General features: G+C 38.6%; 17 protein-coding genes. 7 read left to right on the plus strand and 10 right to left on the minus strand.

Translation table 11 applies throughout. The annotated features are described in order from the left end of the window. The first annotated feature begins 86 nt into the window (after positions 1 to 86). A complete protein-coding gene (locus ODZ84_RS04495; protein ID WP_266175805.1) occupies positions 87 to 374 on the plus strand; it encodes a GNAT family N-acetyltransferase in 288 nt (95 codons plus the stop codon). A 1-nt stretch (position 375) separates the two neighbouring features. On the opposite strand, the gene ODZ84_RS04500 is transcribed toward ODZ84_RS04495, so the two are convergent. Continuing rightward, the gene (locus tag ODZ84_RS04500) at positions 376 to 1,479 is read right to left on the minus strand and encodes an MBL fold metallo-hydrolase (RefSeq protein WP_266175806.1); all 1,104 of its coding nucleotides are present in this window, start codon (positions 1,477 to 1,479) and stop codon (positions 376 to 378) included. A 167-nt stretch (positions 1,480 to 1,646) separates the two neighbouring features. Here ODZ84_RS04500 and ODZ84_RS04505 point away from each other — a divergent pair, with 167 nt between their 5' ends. Together ODZ84_RS04505 and ODZ84_RS04510 are read left to right on the plus strand one after the other, a co-directional pair. Beyond that, complete coding sequence (locus ODZ84_RS04505; RefSeq protein WP_266175807.1) at positions 1,647 to 3,191, plus strand: S41 family peptidase; 1,545 nt, start codon at positions 1,647 to 1,649, stop codon at positions 3,189 to 3,191. Positions 3,192 to 3,194: 3 nt separating this feature from the next. Then, a complete protein-coding gene (locus tag ODZ84_RS04510) occupies positions 3,195 to 3,758 on the plus strand; it encodes a YdcF family protein (protein WP_266175808.1) in 564 nt (187 codons plus the stop codon). 97 nt (positions 3,759 to 3,855) lie between these two features. Here ODZ84_RS04510 and ODZ84_RS04515 read toward each other — a convergent pair whose 3' ends face one another. Both ODZ84_RS04515 and ODZ84_RS04520 read right to left on the minus strand, forming a co-directional pair. Beyond that, positions 3,856 to 4,449 (minus strand): hypothetical protein, encoded by a 594-nt coding sequence (locus ODZ84_RS04515; protein ID WP_266175809.1) that lies wholly within the window; start codon positions 4,447 to 4,449, stop codon positions 3,856 to 3,858. 24 nt (positions 4,450 to 4,473) lie between these two features. Beyond that, positions 4,474 to 4,968, minus strand: a complete 495-nt coding sequence (locus tag ODZ84_RS04520) for an RNA polymerase sigma factor (protein WP_266175810.1) — start codon at positions 4,966 to 4,968, stop codon at positions 4,474 to 4,476. Positions 4,969 to 5,163: 195 nt separating this feature from the next. Here ODZ84_RS04520 and ODZ84_RS04525 point away from each other — a divergent pair, with 195 nt between their 5' ends. Next, complete coding sequence (locus ODZ84_RS04525; protein ID WP_266175811.1) at positions 5,164 to 5,994, plus strand: alpha/beta fold hydrolase; 831 nt, start codon at positions 5,164 to 5,166, stop codon at positions 5,992 to 5,994. Positions 5,995 to 6,065: 71 nt separating this feature from the next. Here ODZ84_RS04525 and ODZ84_RS04530 read toward each other — a convergent pair whose 3' ends face one another. Then, complete coding sequence (locus ODZ84_RS04530) at positions 6,066 to 7,694, minus strand: NADP-dependent glyceraldehyde-3-phosphate dehydrogenase (RefSeq protein WP_266175812.1); 1,629 nt, start codon at positions 7,692 to 7,694, stop codon at positions 6,066 to 6,068. Between the two features lie 264 nt (positions 7,695 to 7,958). Here ODZ84_RS04530 and tpx point away from each other — a divergent pair, with 264 nt between their 5' ends. Next, positions 7,959 to 8,528 carry a thiol peroxidase gene (gene tpx, locus ODZ84_RS04535; RefSeq protein ID WP_266175813.1) on the plus strand — a complete coding sequence of 190 codons (570 nt, stop codon included), beginning with the start codon at positions 7,959 to 7,961 and terminating at the stop codon, positions 8,526 to 8,528. A gap of 76 nt (positions 8,529 to 8,604) precedes the next feature. Here the strand turns inward: tpx and ODZ84_RS04540 are convergent, their stop codons facing one another. Beyond that, positions 8,605 to 9,171: a hypothetical protein gene (locus ODZ84_RS04540; protein ID WP_266175814.1), complete on the minus strand. Its 567-nt coding sequence runs from the start codon at positions 9,169 to 9,171 to the stop codon at positions 8,605 to 8,607. A gap of 266 nt (positions 9,172 to 9,437) precedes the next feature. Between ODZ84_RS04540 and ODZ84_RS04545 the strand changes: the two genes are divergently transcribed. Beyond that, positions 9,438 to 9,902, plus strand: a complete 465-nt coding sequence (locus ODZ84_RS04545; protein ID WP_266175815.1) for a DUF6591 domain-containing protein — start codon at positions 9,438 to 9,440, stop codon at positions 9,900 to 9,902. 58 nt (positions 9,903 to 9,960) lie between these two features. Here ODZ84_RS04545 and ODZ84_RS04550 read toward each other — a convergent pair whose 3' ends face one another. Both ODZ84_RS04550 and ODZ84_RS04555 read right to left on the minus strand, forming a co-directional pair. Beyond that, on the minus strand, positions 9,961 to 10,734 hold the full coding sequence (locus ODZ84_RS04550) for an NAD(P)-binding domain-containing protein (RefSeq protein ID WP_266175816.1): 774 nt from the start codon (positions 10,732 to 10,734) through the stop codon (positions 9,961 to 9,963). 290 nt (positions 10,735 to 11,024) lie between these two features. Further along, entirely contained in the window at positions 11,025 to 11,369 is a 345-nt protein-coding gene (locus tag ODZ84_RS04555) for a hypothetical protein (RefSeq protein WP_266175817.1), read from the minus strand. Positions 11,370 to 11,573: 204 nt separating this feature from the next. Here ODZ84_RS04555 and ODZ84_RS04560 point away from each other — a divergent pair, with 204 nt between their 5' ends. After that, on the plus strand, positions 11,574 to 11,936 hold the full coding sequence (locus ODZ84_RS04560; RefSeq protein WP_266175818.1) for a hypothetical protein: 363 nt from the start codon (positions 11,574 to 11,576) through the stop codon (positions 11,934 to 11,936). A 426-nt stretch (positions 11,937 to 12,362) separates the two neighbouring features. Here ODZ84_RS04560 and ODZ84_RS04565 read toward each other — a convergent pair whose 3' ends face one another. The 3 genes from ODZ84_RS04565 to ODZ84_RS04575 all read right to left on the minus strand — a co-directional run bounded on the left by ODZ84_RS04565 (position 12,363) and on the right by ODZ84_RS04575 (position 20,133). Beyond that, positions 12,363 to 13,700, minus strand: a complete 1,338-nt coding sequence (locus ODZ84_RS04565) for a WG repeat-containing protein (protein ID WP_266175819.1) — start codon at positions 13,698 to 13,700, stop codon at positions 12,363 to 12,365. Between the two features lie 9 nt (positions 13,701 to 13,709). After that, on the minus strand, positions 13,710 to 15,695 hold the full coding sequence (locus tag ODZ84_RS04570) for a urocanate hydratase (protein ID WP_266175820.1): 1,986 nt from the start codon (positions 15,693 to 15,695) through the stop codon (positions 13,710 to 13,712). Positions 15,696 to 15,936: 241 nt separating this feature from the next. Continuing rightward, positions 15,937 to 20,133, minus strand: coding sequence for a T9SS type B sorting domain-containing protein (locus tag ODZ84_RS04575; protein ID WP_266175821.1), 4,197 nt, complete (start codon positions 20,131 to 20,133; stop codon positions 15,937 to 15,939). Positions 20,134 to 20,286 lie beyond the last annotated feature (153 nt).

The following is a 20,286-nucleotide window of genomic DNA, read 5'->3' on the forward strand; positions in this document are numbered from 1 at the left end:
TTTGATTTTAAATTTGTAATTTTAAGATAGAATTTCACATCATAATTCTGAACACCAATAGAATAACTAATCAAATCCCAATCATTATGGAAAATATAAAATTTGAAGTATCTCCATATCAGGATGAGTTGCAGATGTTAATTGATGAAAAAAAAGCAGGCTATATGTCAATCGAAATTGATGGTAAACTATTGACCGTTTATTACACCAAACTCGACGAAGAACGTGAAGGCAAAGGCTACGCCAAGATGCTTCTGGACGAGCTCGTGCGTTATGCCGAGGAAAAAGACTTACTGGTAGATCCGGAATGTGATTTTGTAAGGCAGCAATTTGAAAATCATCCTGTGCGGTATAAAGACATCTGGCATGCCTGAATTAATAATCATCTTCCCACCAATCAGAAAACACCTGATCTCTTTTGTTTAAATCTACGGGCTCACCAATCATGGGAGTCAGGACATGAAGGTTTTTCGCTTTTCCAAGGCTTGTCACTTTTTTCAGTGGCTCGTTCCAGGGATGTAATGCCAATGCAAATTTTGAAGAGTGTACGGGAATAATATTTCTGGCGTTCACATCCAGGCTTGCCTGAATAACGTCTTCCGGCAATGCGTGGATATATTTCCATGCTTCATTATACTGTCCGTTTTCAATAATGGCATAGTCAAATGGACCGTATTGTTCACCAATCATTTTAAAATGAGTATCGTATCCGCTGTCGCCTCCTAAGAATATCTTTTTTGTAGGTGTTTCCAGAACATAGGACGTCCAGAGCGTCCGGTTTCTGCTGATTTTTCTGCCGGAAAAATGTCTTGCGGGGGTATAAATTATGATGATCCCGTTTTTAAGATCTGCTTTATCACCCCATTCCTCCTCAATAATCTGACTTTCAGAATATCCCCATCTTTCAAGATGCGCTCCTACACCTAACGGTAAGATTACCTTCCCGACCCTTTCTCTGATGGCTTTCACAGTGGGATAATCAAGATGATCATAATGATCGTGCGTAATCACAAGATAGTCTAAAGCGGGAATATCTTCAGGCTTAAAAACATCCGCTCCGGCAAATGCTTTATTAAAATATTTGAAAGGTGAACCATACGCACTTAAAACAGGATCTATAAGAAAAGAAACACCATCGGTCTGAATATAATATGAAGAGTGGCCGAGCCAGATAAAAACATCCTGATCTTTCGGAATAGCCTTAAGATCCGTATGAATTGCCGGAACGTTTTTGTGAGGCTTCAGATAGGGATCTTTTTTCTTAAAAAAGAAGTCATACATCACCTCCGGCATACTGTGACCTTCTGCTACAGACGGTGTATAACTGAGATTCTGGAACTGATTGTTTTTATAATGCAGAGATTTTTTCATTCTCGCCAATCTTTTTCCTTTGGGTTGTGCTCCGAACGCAGGCTGTCCCGTGATTACAATATATAATAAAAATCCTAAAGCCAGGATGGCGATAATGGCGTATATCATGTTTACAAAATTGGTTTAAATTTATAACTTTAATATTATATGACGATCTGAAAGTATTAAACCTTTATTTTTAAGTAAATTTATAGGACCTTCTGAAGAATTTTATCATCAATTTCATGAAAGAATTGTTTAATCTTATTAATTTTGCACGACAAAAAATCACAATCTTGAAAAATAATTATTCACTTTTATTTTTTATTCTGTTGCTGGCTTCCTGTTCATCTGTCAGGAAACATAATGAGCAAAGAACCTCCTGTATTTCTGTTGAAGAGCTGAAGAAGGACGTGGATTTTACGTATACTAAGCTGAAAGAGATGCATCCCAGGCTGTATTGGTATATTTCTAAAGAAAAACTGGATCACCAGTTTGACAGCCTGAAAAAAACGATTCACGAGCCGCTCACTCCTATTCAGTTTTATTTTAAACTCCAGCCTGTTATTGCCAATATCAGGGAGGGACATCTTTCGTTGAGAATTCCGAGAAGGAAACTGACCAGAAGAGAAATCAAATCGTTAGATGCCAGGAAAGGGATGTTCAGCCGTTTTGGATATTTCGTGCAGGATGATCATTTATATATTGTAGAAAATAAGGATTCTATCGAAGATATAAAGCCCGGAACGGAAGTTTTATCTATCAACAACATTCCGGCTTCGGAATATGTAAAAAAATACCGAAGATTAATCAGCAGTGATGGATTCAATACTACTTTTCAACCCTATTTCCTGAAAGATATATTCTTTAATTTTTATACTGCCGAAAATGGCTTTATGAACAGCGCCAAAATAGAAACGCTTTATGAAGGTCGGATAAAAACCGTTACTTTACAGAGAGAGATCAAATCCGAAAAAGATGTTCAGGAAAATAAAGCGCAGGAAAAAAGAACTTCAGAGAAGAAACTGAATGACTATGTTGCTTTCACCAATACTTACAACAGAAATTTTAAGTTTTTGGATCGGGACAGCACGGTAGCTTATATAAAAGTGAAAAGTTTTTCCGGTGATTATTCCAGAAAATTTTATAAGGAAAGTTTTGAAAAGATCAAAAATTCAAAATCGGACTACCTGATTATTGATATCAGAGATAACTACGGAGGAGCCCTGGATGAAATCAATAATTTATATTCCTATCTCTCTCCCCAACCTTATGTTCTGATAAAACCTTCGGAAGTGACCTCAAAATTCAGTCCTTTAAGAACTAATTATTTCAGAAAGAGCAATCCTCTGGACTATGCCCTGAAAAGTATCTTTTATCCTACGTTTGTTGTAGCACAGACCTTTAGTACGTATAAGAAAGACGGCAAAGTTTATTATAAAATGAAGGCCGGTAAACTTCAAAAACCTAAGAAAAATGTTTTTAACGGAAAGATTTTTGTTCTGATCAACGGAGGAAGCTTTTCAGCATCATCTATTATTACGGCGAAGCTGAAAAATGATAAAAGGGTAACACTCGTGGGCGAAGAGACCGGAGGCGCTAATGACGGTACTGTGGCAGGTTTCTATTCCTACCAGCAACTTCCAAATTCTCATATTAATTTACCGATCGGACTTGTTTTAGTTCAGCCCAATATACAATTTTCAAACTCAAAAAGAGGGGTCATGCCCGATGTGACCATCCGGGAGACCATGCAGGATATTATCGAAAAAAAGGATCCCCAGCTGGAATGGATAAAAAATGAAATCGACAGAGATAAAAAAACAAGCATAAGTAGATAAGGCATGATAAAAATTATTTTCCGGTGTTTTATACTGCTCCTCTCCGTAGTCGCATTATGGTTCTTCATTCATTCTATCTATATAACCGCTGACGGACTTTCTGATAAAGGCCGGAATGCTGATCTGGCCGTCATTCTCGGGAGTAAAGTGAATGAGGACGGAACCTTGTCTTCCAGATTGAAAAAGCGGCTTGAAAGCGGCATCAGCCTTTATAACGATCATCGGATCAGAAGGATTTTAGTGAGCGGAGGATTAGGGAAAGAGGGCTATTATGAAGGAGATAAAATGAAAGAATTTCTCATTTCCAGGGGAATTCCCGATTCTTTAATTTCTGTAGACAATACAGGTAACAATACCAGAGCGACGGTTACAAATACTATTAAGCTCAGATCAAAGCTTCATTTCAACAGTATTATTGTAGTCTCCCAGTATTTTCATGTGACCCGAACCAGGAAGCTGTTTAGAGAGAAGGGAATGCAAAGTGTGAGCAGCGTAAGTCCGTTTTATTTTGAATGGAGAGATCTTTATTCTATAATAAGGGAATTTCCTGCTTATTATCTTCAGTAGAAACGATGTGGTTATTGTCTTCAATTAAAAGACGTCGTGTTTTGTTTTAGAAAGTTTGAAATTTTTTCGGCGGGCTTTCAGCCCGCCGAAAAGCATGTTATTTTTCCAGTTCAGTCAGTAAATTCTGAATTTTGGTAATATGTTTCCCGTAAAAATGTCTAAACCATAAGTTTCCGACCAGGTATAATCCAAACAGACCTATTAATACTGCAGAGATCAGCGTTGTGGCAATACGCATATCCGAAAGCGGCTGTCTGTGCGGAAGACATTCGATCACAATAATAAGTTCGCAGACCAGAAACGGAACAAAGCTCAGATAAAAAGACAGATAATACTGCTTATTAAGATTAAGCTGCTGCAGAAGATCTTTGAGTGCATCATATGTTTTTAAAACAGGATTACTCATTTCCTTGTACAGTCTGAAAAATTTACTGAAAAAGAAAAAAGTGACGATTCCCATTGATATTAATAAAATATCGATATAAAATTTAAATTTAAAAGGGGCTTCACAAAGGCTGACCAGAGCAAATGCAAAGATAAATATACCTAAGGTAGACCAGAATTCCATACGCATGTTCTTACGCATATTTTCCAGGGGAAGATTGATTTTATTTTTATGTTCCATGCTGATTTCGGGGGTTTCGTGCGAAATGTCATCATTCCATATATTTTTAAGTTCATCTATATTCATTGTTGTCGTTTTAAAGGTCAGTATTTATTTTGAGTTTAAAATATCTTTCAGTTTATTTTTGGCGCGGTTCATTTTCACCCGTACATTCCCTTCTGAAATACCCATCTGTCCGGCAATTTCTTTGCCCGGGAAATCTTCAAGATAGTAGAAAATAAAAGCTTTATCAATGGGATTTAACTGATTAATGGCTTTATACATTGTATCCAGTTTTTCCTCTTTTTCATGATCATATTCGTCCTGAATTATTTTGTAGTTGGAAAAATCTTCGTTTCCTATAAAGCTCCTTTTCTTTTCAGATTTCAGAAAGACAATGGCTGTATTTAATGCTATTCTGTATAGCCAGGTCGAAAATTCGCTTTGACCTCTGAATCCTGGATATGCCTTCCATACCTGATATGTGATCTCCTGAAAAAGATCATCGCGGTCATCTTTCTCATCCATGTACATCTTGGAAATCTTAAAAATGATTCCTTTATGTTTTTCGATTTTATTTAAGAATTCTTGTTCTGATGGCGTCATGGTTTCTTAAGGCTCTGTCATGTTAGTTGTAATACCCGGAAAATGTTACAGACATTTTAATAAAAATATGAAAATTGGATCTCATTATGCCTGAATTGGATCTGAAAACACCTCTGATATTTAATTCTCTAATCTACAGGCAGACTTTCGTGGCTTAAAATTTGTGTTAATGTAGGACACCAAAAAAAAAAATATATGCCTTACATTACAAAAGAAACCGAAAAAAAAGTTCAGATTTATTATGAAGATTTCGGAACCGGCCAGCCCATTATTTTAGTCCACGGATGGCCTCTGAGCGGAAAATCGTGGGAACTTCAGATTCCGGTACTTCTAAACCTGGGTTACCGGGTGATTACGTATGACAGAAGGGGGTTCGGAAAATCTACCCCTACTGCAGACGGTTATGATTACAACAGCCTGGCAGCAGATTTACATGATCTCATCACGCAGCTGGAACTTAAGAATGCTATTCTTTTCGGCTTTTCCATGGGAGGAGGTGAAGTTGTACGTTACCTGACCAATTACGGTTCTGAAAACATTGATAAAGTTGCTTTGATTTCATCCATCATTCCTTTAGTAAAGAAAAAAGATGACAATCCTGAAGGTGTCCCGCAGGAAAAACTGGATACGATTCTGGAAAGCCTGAAAAAAGAAAGAGTCACTTTTTTAGAATCTTTTCATAAAGACTTTTACAATTACGGTTTTTTAAGCCAGCCTGTAAGCCAGAAACAATTGGATTTTGACTGGAGTATTTCTTCCAATGCCAATGCCATTGCCACTGTAAAATGTGCAGAGAGCTGGGCTGATACCGACTTTCGTCAGGAGCTGAAAAATGTGAATGTGAAGACCCTGATCGTTCACGGCGACAAGGATAATATTGTTCCCATTGAAACAGCCGGAAAGCAGGCAGCAGAAGGAATTGCAGATAACAGATTTATTATTGTCGAAGGTGGGCCGCACGGATTAAACGTCACTCATCCGGATCAGCTGAATGCTGCACTGTCCGAGTTTCTGACCACAACATAGTTGTTTCATTATCTATAAAAAAGCCGCAATAGAAATTTATTGCGGCTTTTCTGTATTGAATTAGCAATTGGCTAGAAAATATAATCTGTACTCAAAAAATTAGAGTCATGATCTCTTACAATCGTATTCAGTAATTCTTTATTGGAATCTGTAATTTTAGCAGCTACCAAAGAACGGATTGAAAATGAGCGAAGGGCGTCAAAAACAGACAAGGTTCCCTCGGCACTGTCTTTTCTTCCGGTAAACGGAAATACGTCCGGACCTCTCTGCGCCTGGCAGTTGATATTGACACGACTTACCAGATTCACAAATGCATCGATTAATTTGGAAACTTCCTGAGCATCTTCACTGAAAATACTCACCTGCATTCCATGGTCTGCATTCACCTGATAGTTAATAGGCTCGTCAATATTTTCAAAAGGCACTACAGGAATCACCGGACCGAACTGCTCCTCGTGATACAGCTTCATATCACTATTCACAGGAAATACAACGGCAGGGAACACGAAAGAAGCTTCATTATAGCCCCCATTTTCATTAAGGACCTTTGCCCCCTTTGATAGAGCATCATCAATACATCCTTTCAGGTAAGGTGGTTTATTTACTTCAGGAAGCGGAGTTATTTTCACATCTTTTTCCCACGGAAGACCGGCTTTCAGAGCCGAAACGGCGTGCGTCAGCTTATGAATAAATTCTTCCGCCACTTCTTTTTGTACAAAGATCAGTTTCAACGCTGTGCATCGCTGCCCGTTAAAAGAAAGAGATCCCAGAATACATTCGCTTACCGCAACATCCAGATCTGCATGTTTAGTAATGATGGCTGCATTTTTTGCATCTAAACTTAAAATTGCCCTTAAACGATTAACTTTCGGATGCAGCTTTTTCAGTCCGTTGGCCACTTTACTGGAACCGATGAATGCGAGAACATTCACTTTTCCGCTTTCCATAATCGGGGTGATAATTTCAGAGCCTTTTCCATATAATGTATTCACGGTCCCCTTCGGAAAAGCTTCTCTGAAAGCTTCCAGCAAAGGGTAGTGTGCCAGAACGCCGTGTTTCGGAAGTTTAAATAAAATCGTATTTCCCATAATGAGTGCAGGAATGAGCGTGGTGAAAATTTCATTGAGAGGATAATTAAACGGTCCCATGCTCAGTACCACTCCAAGCGGTGCTCTTCTGATTTGGGCAATGGTACCTTCAGCCTGCTGAAAACGGGAAGATTCACGGTCAAGATCTTTCAATGCATCGATGGTCTGATTAATATAATCTACCGTTCTGTCGAATTCTTTGGTAGAATCCGGAAGGGTTTTTCCGATTTCCCACATCAGCAGCTTTATAATTAGATCACGCTGCTGAATCATCAGGTATACAAACTTCTGCATACACCTGATCCGGTTTTCAACAGACATTGTCGGCCATTCCCCAAGACCATTATCATAGGCTTTTACCGAGGCTTCAAGAACCTCCAGTGCTTCTTTGGGACCAATGTTCGGGATGCTTCCCAACAGCTTTCTCTCCAGTCCGTTTTCTGTAGGAATACAGATGGGGGAATAGATATCCTGAACATCTCCGTTCCACTCTACGAGTTCGCCGTTTAAGAGATAAACACACTGGTGAATTTCGGGAATTTTATATTCTTCGGGAATTTCATTTTCGCTTTTAAAAATTTCATGAAATGATGGCTTTTGAACTGAATCCATAAATCTTCTTATTTTTTTAATTAGGTGTAGAATTTGAATAGAATAAAGGTAGACGGAAAATTTGATTTTAAAAAGAGCCATTTAATAGATTCGCTCTATGGATAGGCATTTGAATTAAAATTAATCTTCTGTATTTTAAAAATGGATACATTTGCTTAGCTTTTTATATCAGGAACGTTTAACTTTAAAATATTCAGATCATCTAAAAGTCCAGGATTTCCAGATCCATCACCATCTAATTTCAAACCTTAAAAAATAAAGTTCATGTTTTCAAAATTATTTTTCAGCGCCTCATTATTTTTCACGGTGCTCACCTTTGCACAAAATTCCAAATCTGCCAATACCGTTTTAATGGGCGGAAAACCGGTGCATACCTATGGTACATTACCGGCAGTTAATAAAGCGGCTCCTAAATTTACATTAACTGATGTCGGCATGAAGGAGCAGACTCTGGAGTCTTATAAAGGAAAATATCTGATTCTTAATATTTTTCCAAGCGTCGACACGGGCGTCTGTTCGGCCTCTGTCCGTCATTTTAATGAAGATGCTGCCAGCCTTCCCAACACGGCGGTACTTTGTATCTCTAAAGATTTACCATTCGCTCAAAAAAGGTTTTGTGGTGCTGAAGGGATCAAAAATGTAGTAATGCTTTCCGATTTCCGTTCTGATTTTGGAAAAACATACGGTGTGGAGCTTACCGATTCTGCTATGAAAGGACTTTTAAGCAGAGCGGTAATAGTAATCGATCCTTCCGGAAAAATTGTTTATGAAGAACAGGTGGCCGATATTTCGCAGGAACCGAATTATGAAGCGGCTATTAAAGCGGTTAAATAAATAAAACTTAATTTAAAATAAAAATATCTGCGGCGATCTTCGATCGCCGCAGATATTTTACCAACCATTCTGATGATTACTTCTTACTCTCAATAACAATAACCCCGTATTGCCCGGCTTTTCCGTAAATTTTTCCGGCACCTTCTCCAGAAAGAACTTTTATACTTTTTACATTCTCCGGTTTTATTTTCTTCATTTTAGCTTCAGAGATCTTTTTATGATCAAGCATGATCAGAGGCTGTGTAGATTCAATATCTTCTATGCTGGGCATTCCTAACCACATGGTTTTACTGAGAGTGCCTCCGATTACTTCCACCCCGTCTATTCCTTTCTTAAAGTCAACTTTCTTTACCTCCACATTTTTTAATTCCTGTGCATTTGCTGTTGTTACCGCTGTTGTAGCTGTCAATAAACCTAATGCTATTTTACTTGTGACTGAAAAGCTTAAATTTTTGCCTAACTGGTCTTCTCTGAACCTGCCACATATTTTTTCATCGGAATTCATACTGTTTAAAAGTCCTTCATCGGAAAAATCCGTAAAATCCTGGACGGTTCTTGAGCAAACCGAACAAAATCTTCCTTTCTCTTCCGGCGTCATCATGTTCCAGTTTTCATGACAGGGTTTTGATATCGTAATTTTCATATTGTCTTTTTATGTAAAGATGCAGGAAATATGAAAAGGGTTGGAAGAGGACTAAAATTATCTTATTACCGATATCACTTTCGCCTCGAATTTTATACTGTTTTTTTCAAAAAAACTTCAAAATACGGTTTCCCATCATTGATATTCATACCAACGATTTACTTTTGAAAAAAATAATTTAACAGGCGGGTAAACCTAATATAAACCATTTTCCAATTTGACGTCTTAGTGCTGAAGGGCATAAACCAGGAAAAACCAACGTAATCATGAAATCTACAATTTTATTAATCTTTACCATTGCTGCAACAGTCTCTATAGTAGCTTGTAGTAAAGACAAAAAAAACGATGCCGATTTATCTGTACGATCCGGCACTGCTACGGTTGAACAAAATACTACAGAAAATTTCGAGACCGTACAAAATGAGAATTCAGATCATTTAGCATCAGATGATTCCTATGAAAATAACAGGGAAACTGTCTCTTCAACAGGAAGCAGTAACTACGACAAAATGTTGGATGATTATGAAGAGTATGTAACGCAGTATATACAGTTTTATAAGAAAGCTCAAAATGGAGATCATAGTGCATTAACAGAATATCCCTCTATGATGCAAAAAGCGGTTAACCTGCAAGAAAGCATGGAAAAAGCTCAAAACGACAACGAGTTAAGTTCTGCACAGGTGGCACGAATGATGAAAATTCAAACAAAAATGGTGGAAGCAATGTATTGAAAAAAATAATTCTTAATAATAAATACCCAAAAAAACCTGCTTCTCCGCAGGTTTTATGTTATTCAGACGTATTCACAAGATGAAAATATCTAGGATCAGGATATTGAAATTTAAAATCTAATTCTGAAATTAATTTTGCAGGAGAAATCAACCGTCCTTTTGGTGTTCGTTCTCCTGAATACGGTACATCCTTCTGCGCATTGATGATCTCTTGTTTATCCGGATGAATAGGCGCCACCACATTATATACTTTAGACTGCGATTGAATGTCAAGCATTTTGTCCACCACTGAAACAATATCTGCATAATGAATATGATTCACCAACTGATCCAAACCGGAGATATTGTAATTCTTCAACAACCGCTGATCGCCCATTAATCCTGCTAACCTTAAAACGTTGGTATGCGGGAATTTATTGGTCATAAAGCTTTCGCTGGGTACATTTTCTGCGGGCTGATCATCTTCGGTAAATTCTTTTTCGCTCTGGGGATATACTCCCGTGGAACTCATCAGAAATAACTGCCCTTTATAATCCCCGAGAAATGACAACATACTCTGCTGCCTACCTTCCATTGAAACCTGCGCGCCACGAATTCCGGAAAACGGAACTGTGATAATAATGGCATCCAATTGTGATGCGACCTCCCACTCTTTCATTTCTTCAGAAAGATGATCTGGAAAATCAACCACTGTTGGATGATATCCTTTGGCTTTAAATTCTTCTATTTTAGATTCGGAGGTGGTCGTTGCAAAAATTTCATATCGGTTGGATAATCTTTCTGCCATATGGCTGCCTAACCAGCCACAACCGATGATTCCTAGGTTTCTCATGTTTTGATCGTATTATTTCAGTGATTCGTAATTTTCTTCAGGGTTTTGAAAGTTTTGTATAATGCGGATAATTTTCAGAATATCATTTTCGACGATATAAATAAGTGTGTTGTGTCTTGTAACTAAAATTTTATGATATTTGGTATTTTGATATTTTTGAAACACAATATTTCCTTCACAGATTATTTGAATAATTTCATCCAGCTTGATGAGAAAATCGCTTAAAACTGTATCATTCCAGGTATTAAGAAGATAATTCTTCTACATTTTGTAAATCGGAAAGTGATTCATCAGAAAATTTTATTTGCATTCCTGTATTTTTCTAACCGTAACCTTGATGCTTCCATCACCTCATGATAATCATGAACCCGCCCGTTTTGAAAATCATCCTCAGAACGTTTGGTAGATTCCAAAATTTCTTCTTTTGTTTCATTGCACCATTCTCTGACTTCTATTGTTTTAGAAATGACCAAAAGCTCCTCCGGTGTAAATCTTTTTTCCTTTAATTTTTTGAAAAAGGTAGGCTTCTTAATTCCCGATTTCTCAATAATATAAGACATTTTGAAGGGAGAACCTTTCAGAATCTCATCAATATTATTCTTGATCTCGATATATTTTTCTATTTCTGCTATCATTATTTTATGTTTTTTAGTATCGGTTTATTCTACAAATATAGGAAATATCTTAAATCTAGGTCTTAAATAATATCTTTAGAAGTATTAATAGTTTTGATTATGGTTTTCCACAAAAAAAAATAAATACTAAAATCTAATTTTACAACTACTTAATCATAGAGTATCATTAAAAACTAATCAAAGAAAAAATTAAAAACTTTAAATATGAATATAAAATGTCCTCAATGTAATTCGGAACAAATAACTTCACAAAAGAAAGGATTTGGCTTTGGAAAAGCTTTAGCAGGAATTTTTGTGGCTGGACCACTAGGTATTATTTCAGGAGCAGTTGGATCAAACAAAATTGAAGTACATTGTTTAAATTGTGGAAATAAATGGTTACCTAGCCAACCGAATAATAAATCTCATAACACGATTTCCATATCCCGTCCCAATAAAAAAGAGAACAATCCACCTATTTTATCAAAAGAAAAAATAGAAGAAGAAAGAAGAAGAGAAATCTATAAGAAAACAGGATTATCTGCCTGTGATCCCAATCTCGGTAACTCTAGAACCAAAAAACGTTAATAATCGAAGGTACGAGCAAATGCTGGTAAAAGTATGAAGACAAAAACAAAGAAACCTGCATCACATCAGGTTTATATTTTCAGTCATTGCGAGCAAGGCGAAGCAATCTCAAGTATATATTTCAATCAATAGATTGCTTCGTCGATTCCTCCTCGCAATGACGATGGTCCAAGACAAACTCTCATTTACAAAATCAGGAAGCGTTACTTTAAGGTTAAGGTATGCTTTCATGACTCGTTGAAAGCGAAAAAACGCCTTCCCAATAAAAAAAACCTCCTCAAATTTGGTTATACCTATTCAATGACTTCTTGATACAGTTTTTAAAACCTACTCAAAGGACGGGATGCTACAGCATTAAAATTAAACCAACCGGAGGATATCTATCCGTCTGTAAAGACCAGATTATCAATCCGTATACTGCAATAACTATTCAATTCGTTTTCCCTTTTTATCAATAAAATAATACCTGTTATCTTTACGGACCAGCGCAGAACCACTGCTGAATTCATGCACCTGATCATAAACCAACGGAATGATTTCCTTTCCAGCCTTGTCAACAAAACCGAATTTTCCGTTTTTTGTTTTTATGGCCATTCCTTCGTAGAAAAAACCGATGTATTCCTTCATGCTTTCAGGATTAATGTCAGATTCAAACAGTATGTTACCCTTTGTGTCCACGTAAACGCTCTTTCCGTTATAAATGGCTTTGGCAACGCCGTCAAAAAAGTTCCATACCCTTTCGAATTTCAGCGGAATAACCATCTTCTTATTTTCATCAATAAAACCATATTTCCCGTTCTTTCCTACAGTCGCAAAGCCTTCCCGGAAATTGCCGATCCTATAATCCAGCGGTAAAATAATTTTGCCGTCACGATCTACAAACCCGGATCTCAGCTCATACAACCCGTCTTTCTCATAGGCATGGAAGTGAATATTCCTGTTTTTATCAAAATAAGATACAGCAAGATCAAGATAAGTTGGGGTTGAAATTCTTTTTTTGCTGATGAGATCGTACATATAAACCCTGTCGTTCTCTCCTATGGCAAGGGTGTTTTCATTAAGTTCCTTTATCGTCTTTGCACTCATATGCGTAATCGCAGTTCCTGCCTTATCAAAAATTTCAAACTGACCCTCTTTCTTTGCGAAAATAAAATGTTCACTGCTGCTTATATTCTGATAATCAAAGGGCAGTAATGCTTTTCCCTCTGGGGTAAAACATCCGTAACGGAGATCCTTTTCTGCGATGATGACATCTTTATCATAAGGGAGTACCTGGGTATATTCACATTTTAATATTTCATTTCCGTTCAGATCGATAATCCCGTAAAACTTTCTATTATGGGTCAGGGTAAATTTATTATCCTGAAAATAAGAAATTACGCTGAATTTTTCAGAGATATCTTTTCCGTATTTAGTATTATACAGCCAGTGTTTATCATTATTTCTCAGTTTGACAACAGAATCATTTACGATCGTGATTTTTTCGAAATCTCTGGACAGCAGAATCTTACCGGCCTCATCTATGAGACCGCATTTGTCAGGGCTTTCAACTGTTACATTATTGTCATAATAGGTTACAGAGCCAAGGTAAGCTTTATTACAAAATATACCTTTCCCGTACCTGAATTTGTCGACAAAATAAATGCTGTCTTCATCTTTTGTCGTGAAGATTCCGTATTTTTTATTGTAATTTCCCGCCAGCTTTTTTTGTGAGAAAAGCAGCATCGGAAACAATAGTATTAAAAGGAAAAGCTGTCGGTTCATTAATAACATTTAAAACAGGCTCTCATCCACAAAGTTCGGCAACGTTACTTTCAGGTTCGGTTCTGCTTCCATGGCTCGCTTAATGGCAAAAACAGCGCCTTCATTTCTGGCCCAGCTTCGTCTTGAAATTCCGTTGTTTACGTCCCAGAAAAGCATTGATTTTAATCTCCTGTCGGCTTCACTGCTTCCGTCCAGCAACATTCCGAAACCACCATTGATCACTTCTCCCCAGCCTACTCCGCCACCGTTGTGAATGGAAACCCAGGTTGCGCCACGGAAACTGTCACCAATCACATTATGAATCGCCATATCCGCCGTAAATCTAGATCCGTCGTAGATATTGGAGGTTTCTCTGTAAGGGGAATCTGTTCCGGAAACATCATGATGGTCCCTGCCCAGAACGACAGGTCCTATGTCTCCATTTTTAATAGCTTGGTTGAAGGCTTCAGCGATTTTCATTCTTCCTTCTGCATCGGCATATAAAATTCTTGCTTGTGAACCAACGACCAGTTTATTTTCCTGCGCCCCTTTAATCCACTGAATATTATCTTTCATCTGCTGCTGGATCTCTTCAGGAGAATTCTGTTGAATCTCTTCCAGGATCTTGCAGGCAATTTCGTCCGTTTTTTGTAAATCTTCAGGTTTTCCGGATGTACAAACCCATCGGAATGGCCCGAAACCATAATCAAAGCACATCGGCCCCATGATGTCCTGAACATACGAAGGAAATTTAAATTCTCTTCCTAATGTAGGATTTTCCGCCATAACATCAGCCCCGGCTCTGGATGCTTCTAACAAAAAGGCGTTTCCGTAATCGAAGAAATACGTTCCTTTTTCTGTATATTTATTGATGGCAGCGGCATGCCTTCTCAGTGTTTCCTGAACTTTTTCTTTAAATAATTCCGGATCTTCCGCCATCATTGTATTGGATTCTTCAAAACTCTGTCCGACAGGATAATATCCTCCCGCCCAAGGATTGTGAAGGGAAGTCTGATCAGAGCCGATATCAATGCTTACATTCTCCTGATCAAATTTCTCCCAGACCTCAACAATGTTTCCCAAATAGGCTAAAGAAACTGTTTCCTTATTGTCCTGAGCTTTTCTTACTCTTTCTACTAATTCATCAAGATTTTCATGAATTTCATTTACCCATTTCTGCTCGTGACGGATTTTTGTGATCTTTGGATTCACCTCAGCACAAACTGTCACACAGCCCGCGATATTTCCTGCTTTTGGCTGGGCTCCGCTCATTCCGCCCAGACCCGAAGTTACGAAAAGTCCGCCCTTGGGCTCTTTATTTATCTTTCTGAATGCATTTAATACCGTAATTGTTGTTCCGTGAACGATTCCCTGGGGACCGATATACATATAACTTCCTGCCGTCATCTGCCCGTACTGAGTCACTCCCAAGGCATTGAATTTTTCCCAGTCATCCGGTTTAGAATAATTCGGAATCATCATCCCGTTGGTCACCACCACTCTCGGCGCGTCTTTGTGTGAAGGAAATAACCCCATCGGATGTCCCGAATACATGGTCAATGTCTGTTCATCGGTCATTTCCGACAGGTACTTCATGGTCAGAAGGTACTGCGCCCAGTTCGAAAACACAGCCCCATTTCCTCCATACGTGATCAGTTCATGCGGATGTTGGGCTACGGCATAATCCAGGTTATTCTGAATCATCAGCATGATGGCTTTTGCCTGTTCCGATTTTCCGGGATATTCTGAAATCGGTCTTGCCTTCATCTCATAATCTGGACGAAAACGGTACATATAAATTCTTCCGTATTTTTCGAGTTCTTCTTTAAATTCAGGCAATAATTCTGCATGAAATTCAGGCTCAAAATAACGCAATGCATTCTTTAGGGCTAATTTTTTCTCTTCGTCCCCTAAAATCTCTTTACGTTTAGGAGCATGATTGATATGGGTTTCGTATGGTTTCTGCTTTGGCAGCTTGCTTGGAATACCTTGCTGTATTTGTTCCTGGAAAGTCATATTACGGTTTAAGATTCTATATTTAACGTTAAATGTATTAATTGAAAGTTTTAAAGATATTCAATTTATAAAATATGAGACAAATAAAATTTCAGTGGACGTTAGCCGTAGAATTTTCCTTCTGCGGAAAATGGCGAAAGTTTTCTGCTGAAGGATTCTAATGTCAGGAAAAAAGCTTATCATAAGAAAAGTCCGGCACAACTACGTTGTGCCGGACTCTATGCATAATCAGTTAAAAAACTTAGTTATTATTCTTTACGAGAATCCATCCTGTAAAGGTTCTGCCATCCGGTAGTGTGATCACATACCAATAACTGGAGGTTGGAATAGCTCTTCCTCTTATTGTTCCGTCCCAGACAATCTGGGTGTTGGTATTTTGTTCAAAGATAAGCATCTGATACCGGTCAAAAACTTTCACATTCGTCTGTCTTGTTCCGAAAACATGCAGATCTCTTACAATCCACTGATCATTCATACCGTCTCCATTAGGCGTAATTGCATTTTTGATGTCCAGAATGACACCGTCCTGTTTCACGATGCATTCACCTTCTACATATTGTACGTAAAATGTGGTGACTCCCGTTGGCAGATTATAAAAAATATTGCCCGGCTGCCAGGTCATCCCGTCAATAGAGTATACAATAGGCCTTGACCCCGTAGCATGTACCGTTGCGGTATTGCCGTTAATTTCCAGCTTTTGAATAACAGGAACATCATAATATTTCACTTCAAAAGTATCTGTATAAGAGCATCCGTTGCTTGCCGTCACTGTCAATTGATACTGCCCCAACATCTTTACTCCAGCAATTGTATTGGTTGTAGAGATGACCTGCCCGGCAGGATCGGTCCACACATAACTGGTAATGGTATAGTTGGGAATCTGTACGGTATAATCTAAAAATCCGTCCGGACAGATATACAGGGTCGGAATATCAAACACAGGTGTTGGTTTTAATGAAACATGAATTTCTGCCATTTCAGAACAAAATCCCGGGACACTCACTTTCACATAAATAATACCGCCCGTATTCTGATTGAAAAGATAACTGGCAGGCGTGGTGATGACATTCGATCCTGCATTTAGATCAGCTAACGAAGGATAGTAGGTAAATGTCACATTGGCACCCGTATAGATCTGTTGCTGAAACTGGCTCAGATTTACATTTTCAATACCGTCATTTCCTGTATCACAAATGGTATTGATCTGAAAAGGTCCGGCATTCTGCAGCGTGATTTTTGTACCGAAAATGAAATTGATCACTGCCATATCATCACAACCCGGCAGATTCTGTACTTTTACCCAGATTTGTGGCGGAAAGGACTGAACTGTAAAATTTCCGGGATTGGCAATAGGATTGGTCCCATTCTGAGCATCCGATTGGGTAAGATAGAAACTGAAGGTATTCATCGGATTGGGAATATCCACCATCGAATCGGTAAAATTCAGCAAATTAACTTCATAGCTGCCATCAAGATTCTCGTCACAAACCGTGATCGTGGAGGTAATGGCTTTGGGCGGAAAGTAGGTATTCAATTGGATAGGCGCCACCGAATAGCACCCTGTAGAATTCGACTGAAATCTTGCCCATACCGTCACATTGGAAATGTTAGTCGTAACTGCGGGTCCGATCTGGGCGGCCGGATTCCCTGCATTGGCATCTGCGGCTGTATTGTAGTACGTTATGGTCATATCAGAAAGCGGCAGTGTATTCTGTGACGGAATAAATAACTGGGGAATTGCCTGAGCCAGCTGAAAGGTTTCATTTAAATCAAAATTTACATCACAGGTATTTAATGTCGCATCATTTAAGACCACCGGCGGTAAAAAGGTCATCTGGATATTAATCTGAGCGACGGAAAAACAGTCGTTTGTATTAAATTTCACCCTGACATACACCGTTGCATTTCCTGAAACCGGAAACTGACTTGGATTGGCAATTTCATCTGAAAAAACATGGGTTGAAGGATCATAAGACGTATAATAGGTAAAAACGGCATCCGCACCGCTGTACATTTGAGGCTGAACTTGGATCAGGTTATATATTTCTGCTCCGTCATTGTTGTTGTCGCAGATATTATTCAGGGTGATGTTGATCGGAGTACTGACTACCGGAGTTGAGGTAAGATTCAGGTTCACAGGATAAATCTGCTGGCAGCCGTAAGAAGTGATTTTCACAAAAACCTGCTGATTTCCTGTGAGAGTAATGTTGGTGACAGCGTTGATTCCATTCTGCGCATTGGCCTGCGTAAGATAAAAAGCCACCGTTGCATTCTGACTTCCGGTAATTGCTCCTGAAAACTGGTTCAGCAGTACACTTTCAGTATTGTCATTATTAAAATCACAAACCGAAAAATTCGACAGATTAATCACCGGATGTACGAGATTCACCTGAATGGGTCTTATGGTATAGCAGTCATCCGATATCTCAAACCTCACGTAATAGGTTTGCGTTACAAAATTTCCATTAGTGGTAATGGTCTGATTCGGATTGATCGGATTGATACCCAATGTTGCACTGGCAGCATCTGCATAAAATTCCGTTACCGGCACTGTTGCGGGAGATACCAGCATGCCTGCTGATAAGGACGTAAGATTTACGCTGATATCGTCTGTCCCGTTAAAGCAGATATATTCGGTTTTTTCTGTAGCTGTAATTTTATTGAAAGTCACATTCATATTGACCGGAACTACGGCAAAACAGCCATTCGGGATCTGAACTCTGATAAAAACCTGATAAATACCTTCCCGAATGCTGGTTAAAACGGTGCCAGTGCCTGTATAGGCTCCGTCATAGGTCTGAAATGCGGTGAAAGTAGCGCCGGGCTGGGTCGTAATCAGAGGACCAACTGTCAGGGCATAATCAAACGGTTCATTATTGTCAGCATTAATATCACAGACAGCATAGGTGAAATTCACCGGTGAATTGACGTTAGGTCCCGGCCTGAACTGAAAATGAACAGGCCCCAGCACATACGTACAGCTTCCTTCCTGCACCCTTACCCAAAGCGAAGTGTTTGCTGTAATATTGGCCGTGGTTACAGCATTGATATTATTTTGAGCATCTGTCTGTGTAATATGGTAAGAAATTCCGGCTGTTCCCGGTGGGAACAGCTCCGGATTCAGCAAAGTCAGGCTATAGTTCTGCTCTACTCCATCGTTATTGATATCACAGATTTCTACTTTATTTTTAAGCAGGCTTTTAGTCAGCAGGTTCAGCGTTAAAACAGCAACTCTGTAACAGGTCGGATTCGCAGGGTTCTGAATTCTTACATAAAACGTGGTACTTGCGGTAAGGGTATAATTCACCGGTACTGAATTACTTCCGTTCTGTGCATCCTGTAAGTTGGTATGAAAACTAAAATTAAAACCGGCGGGGTTCTGAGAAGTCAGATTCGACTGGTAGCTGTTCAGATTAATATTCACAGGGGTATTTCCGCAAAAATCCTGAGTATAATTTTTTGCTGCGGGATACGTGGGATCGAAAGTCAGCGCAAAATCATCTGTGAGCGTCAAAGTACTGTTGCCACAGATATTAAATACAACATTGGCCGTATAGACTTCATTCTGTGTTGGGCAGATGGTCGTTTGTACTCCGTTTCCGACCGTCTGGCCCGACGAATCGGTCCAGGTTACCTGTGGCTGAATCACATTCCCTTGCGGATCGAAGTGCCATCCTTCCTGTGAAGCCTGCCAGACGCCTGTATTCCGGTTGGGCGGAGCATAGCCCTGCGTTCCGTCACTATTTATGACCCCAATTAAAGCATTTTCAAATTTTCTTGTAGGGCAGGGTGTTAATTTTTTATCTACAAAAACATCAATACTGTTGGTGGTTTCGCTCAGAACAATCTGTGATGATGAGCGGTCTGTACATCCTGTTACCCTTCCGTTATAAAAATTAATGACAAATTTTCTGTAGGGTGCCGTTCCTGTTACCGAATAGTAAATTTCTGATGAATCAGCATTAGAAAAAACCATATCATGGTACACGCCGAAAATAGAGTTCTTCGGAAGATTCGGATTTGGATTTTGCCACTGTACGTTCGGATAATTAATATTTCCAAGCTGCGTAAGATCAAAGGTCACCATGCCGTTGGATCCTACCACCAGTGCATCAAAATACTGATTAAAAAAACAGAATTTAAACGGTAAATCAAGTTTTACGGCAAACAGGTCATCATAGTTTGCATTCAGTGCCGTACCCTGATTCATGGAAACAGGGGGTGCATACGTTGCCTGACTTACTTCATAACTTGTGGTCTGTTTCAGTACAGGATAATCTACATGAAGGGCTAAGCAGCCATTCGGATCGAGGTTGTTACTACAGCTGACATTAAAATTTTCGTTTCCCAACGCATCCTTTACTTTTATATTTACGGGTGCTTGAGATAGAACTAAAATACCAGTTAATGAGAACAAAATTTGTAAAAATCTTATCATTCGTTAAAAAAATTAATCACTACTTGATGATAAAGTTATTACTTTTTGTTCAAAAAAAACCAATGATAATTATTTATTTATGTTAAATTAATAATACATAAATTATTTAATTATACAGCATTCAATTTCAGTCATAAAAAAACCTTACTGAGT

This window comes from Chryseobacterium fluminis (assembly GCF_026314945.1).
Taxonomy (GTDB): Bacteria; Bacteroidota; Bacteroidia; order Flavobacteriales; family Weeksellaceae; genus Chryseobacterium; species Chryseobacterium fluminis.

Excerpts from the sequence above, each read along its gene's own strand:
- ODZ84_RS04495 (WP_266175805.1), top strand. The coding sequence starts at position 87 with ATGGAAAATATAAAATTTGAAGTATCTCCATATCAGGATGAGTTGCAG.
- ODZ84_RS04500 (WP_266175806.1), bottom strand. The coding sequence starts at position 1,479 with ATGATATACGCCATTATCGCCATCCTGGCTTTAGGATTTTTATTATAT.
- ODZ84_RS04510 (WP_266175808.1), top strand. The coding sequence starts at position 3,195 with ATGATAAAAATTATTTTCCGGTGTTTTATACTGCTCCTCTCCGTAGTC.
- ODZ84_RS04515 (WP_266175809.1), bottom strand. The coding sequence starts at position 4,449 with ATGAATATAGATGAACTTAAAAATATATGGAATGATGACATTTCGCAC.
- ODZ84_RS04520 (WP_266175810.1), bottom strand. The coding sequence starts at position 4,968 with ATGACGCCATCAGAACAAGAATTCTTAAATAAAATCGAAAAACATAAA.
- ODZ84_RS04525 (WP_266175811.1), top strand. The coding sequence starts at position 5,164 with ATGCCTTACATTACAAAAGAAACCGAAAAAAAAGTTCAGATTTATTAT.
- ODZ84_RS04530 (WP_266175812.1), bottom strand. The coding sequence starts at position 7,694 with ATGGATTCAGTTCAAAAGCCATCATTTCATGAAATTTTTAAAAGCGAA.
- tpx (WP_266175813.1), top strand. The coding sequence starts at position 7,959 with ATGTTTTCAAAATTATTTTTCAGCGCCTCATTATTTTTCACGGTGCTC.
- ODZ84_RS04540 (WP_266175814.1), bottom strand. The coding sequence starts at position 9,171 with ATGAAAATTACGATATCAAAACCCTGTCATGAAAACTGGAACATGATG.
- ODZ84_RS04545 (WP_266175815.1), top strand. The coding sequence starts at position 9,438 with ATGAAATCTACAATTTTATTAATCTTTACCATTGCTGCAACAGTCTCT.
- ODZ84_RS04550 (WP_266175816.1), bottom strand. The coding sequence starts at position 10,734 with ATGAGAAACCTAGGAATCATCGGTTGTGGCTGGTTAGGCAGCCATATG.
- ODZ84_RS04555 (WP_266175817.1), bottom strand. The coding sequence starts at position 11,369 with ATGATAGCAGAAATAGAAAAATATATCGAGATCAAGAATAATATTGAT.
- ODZ84_RS04560 (WP_266175818.1), top strand. The coding sequence starts at position 11,574 with ATGAATATAAAATGTCCTCAATGTAATTCGGAACAAATAACTTCACAA.
- ODZ84_RS04565 (WP_266175819.1), bottom strand. The coding sequence starts at position 13,700 with ATGAACCGACAGCTTTTCCTTTTAATACTATTGTTTCCGATGCTGCTT.
- ODZ84_RS04570 (WP_266175820.1), bottom strand. The coding sequence starts at position 15,695 with ATGACTTTCCAGGAACAAATACAGCAAGGTATTCCAAGCAAGCTGCCA.
- ODZ84_RS04575 (WP_266175821.1), bottom strand. The coding sequence starts at position 20,133 with ATGATAAGATTTTTACAAATTTTGTTCTCATTAACTGGTATTTTAGTT.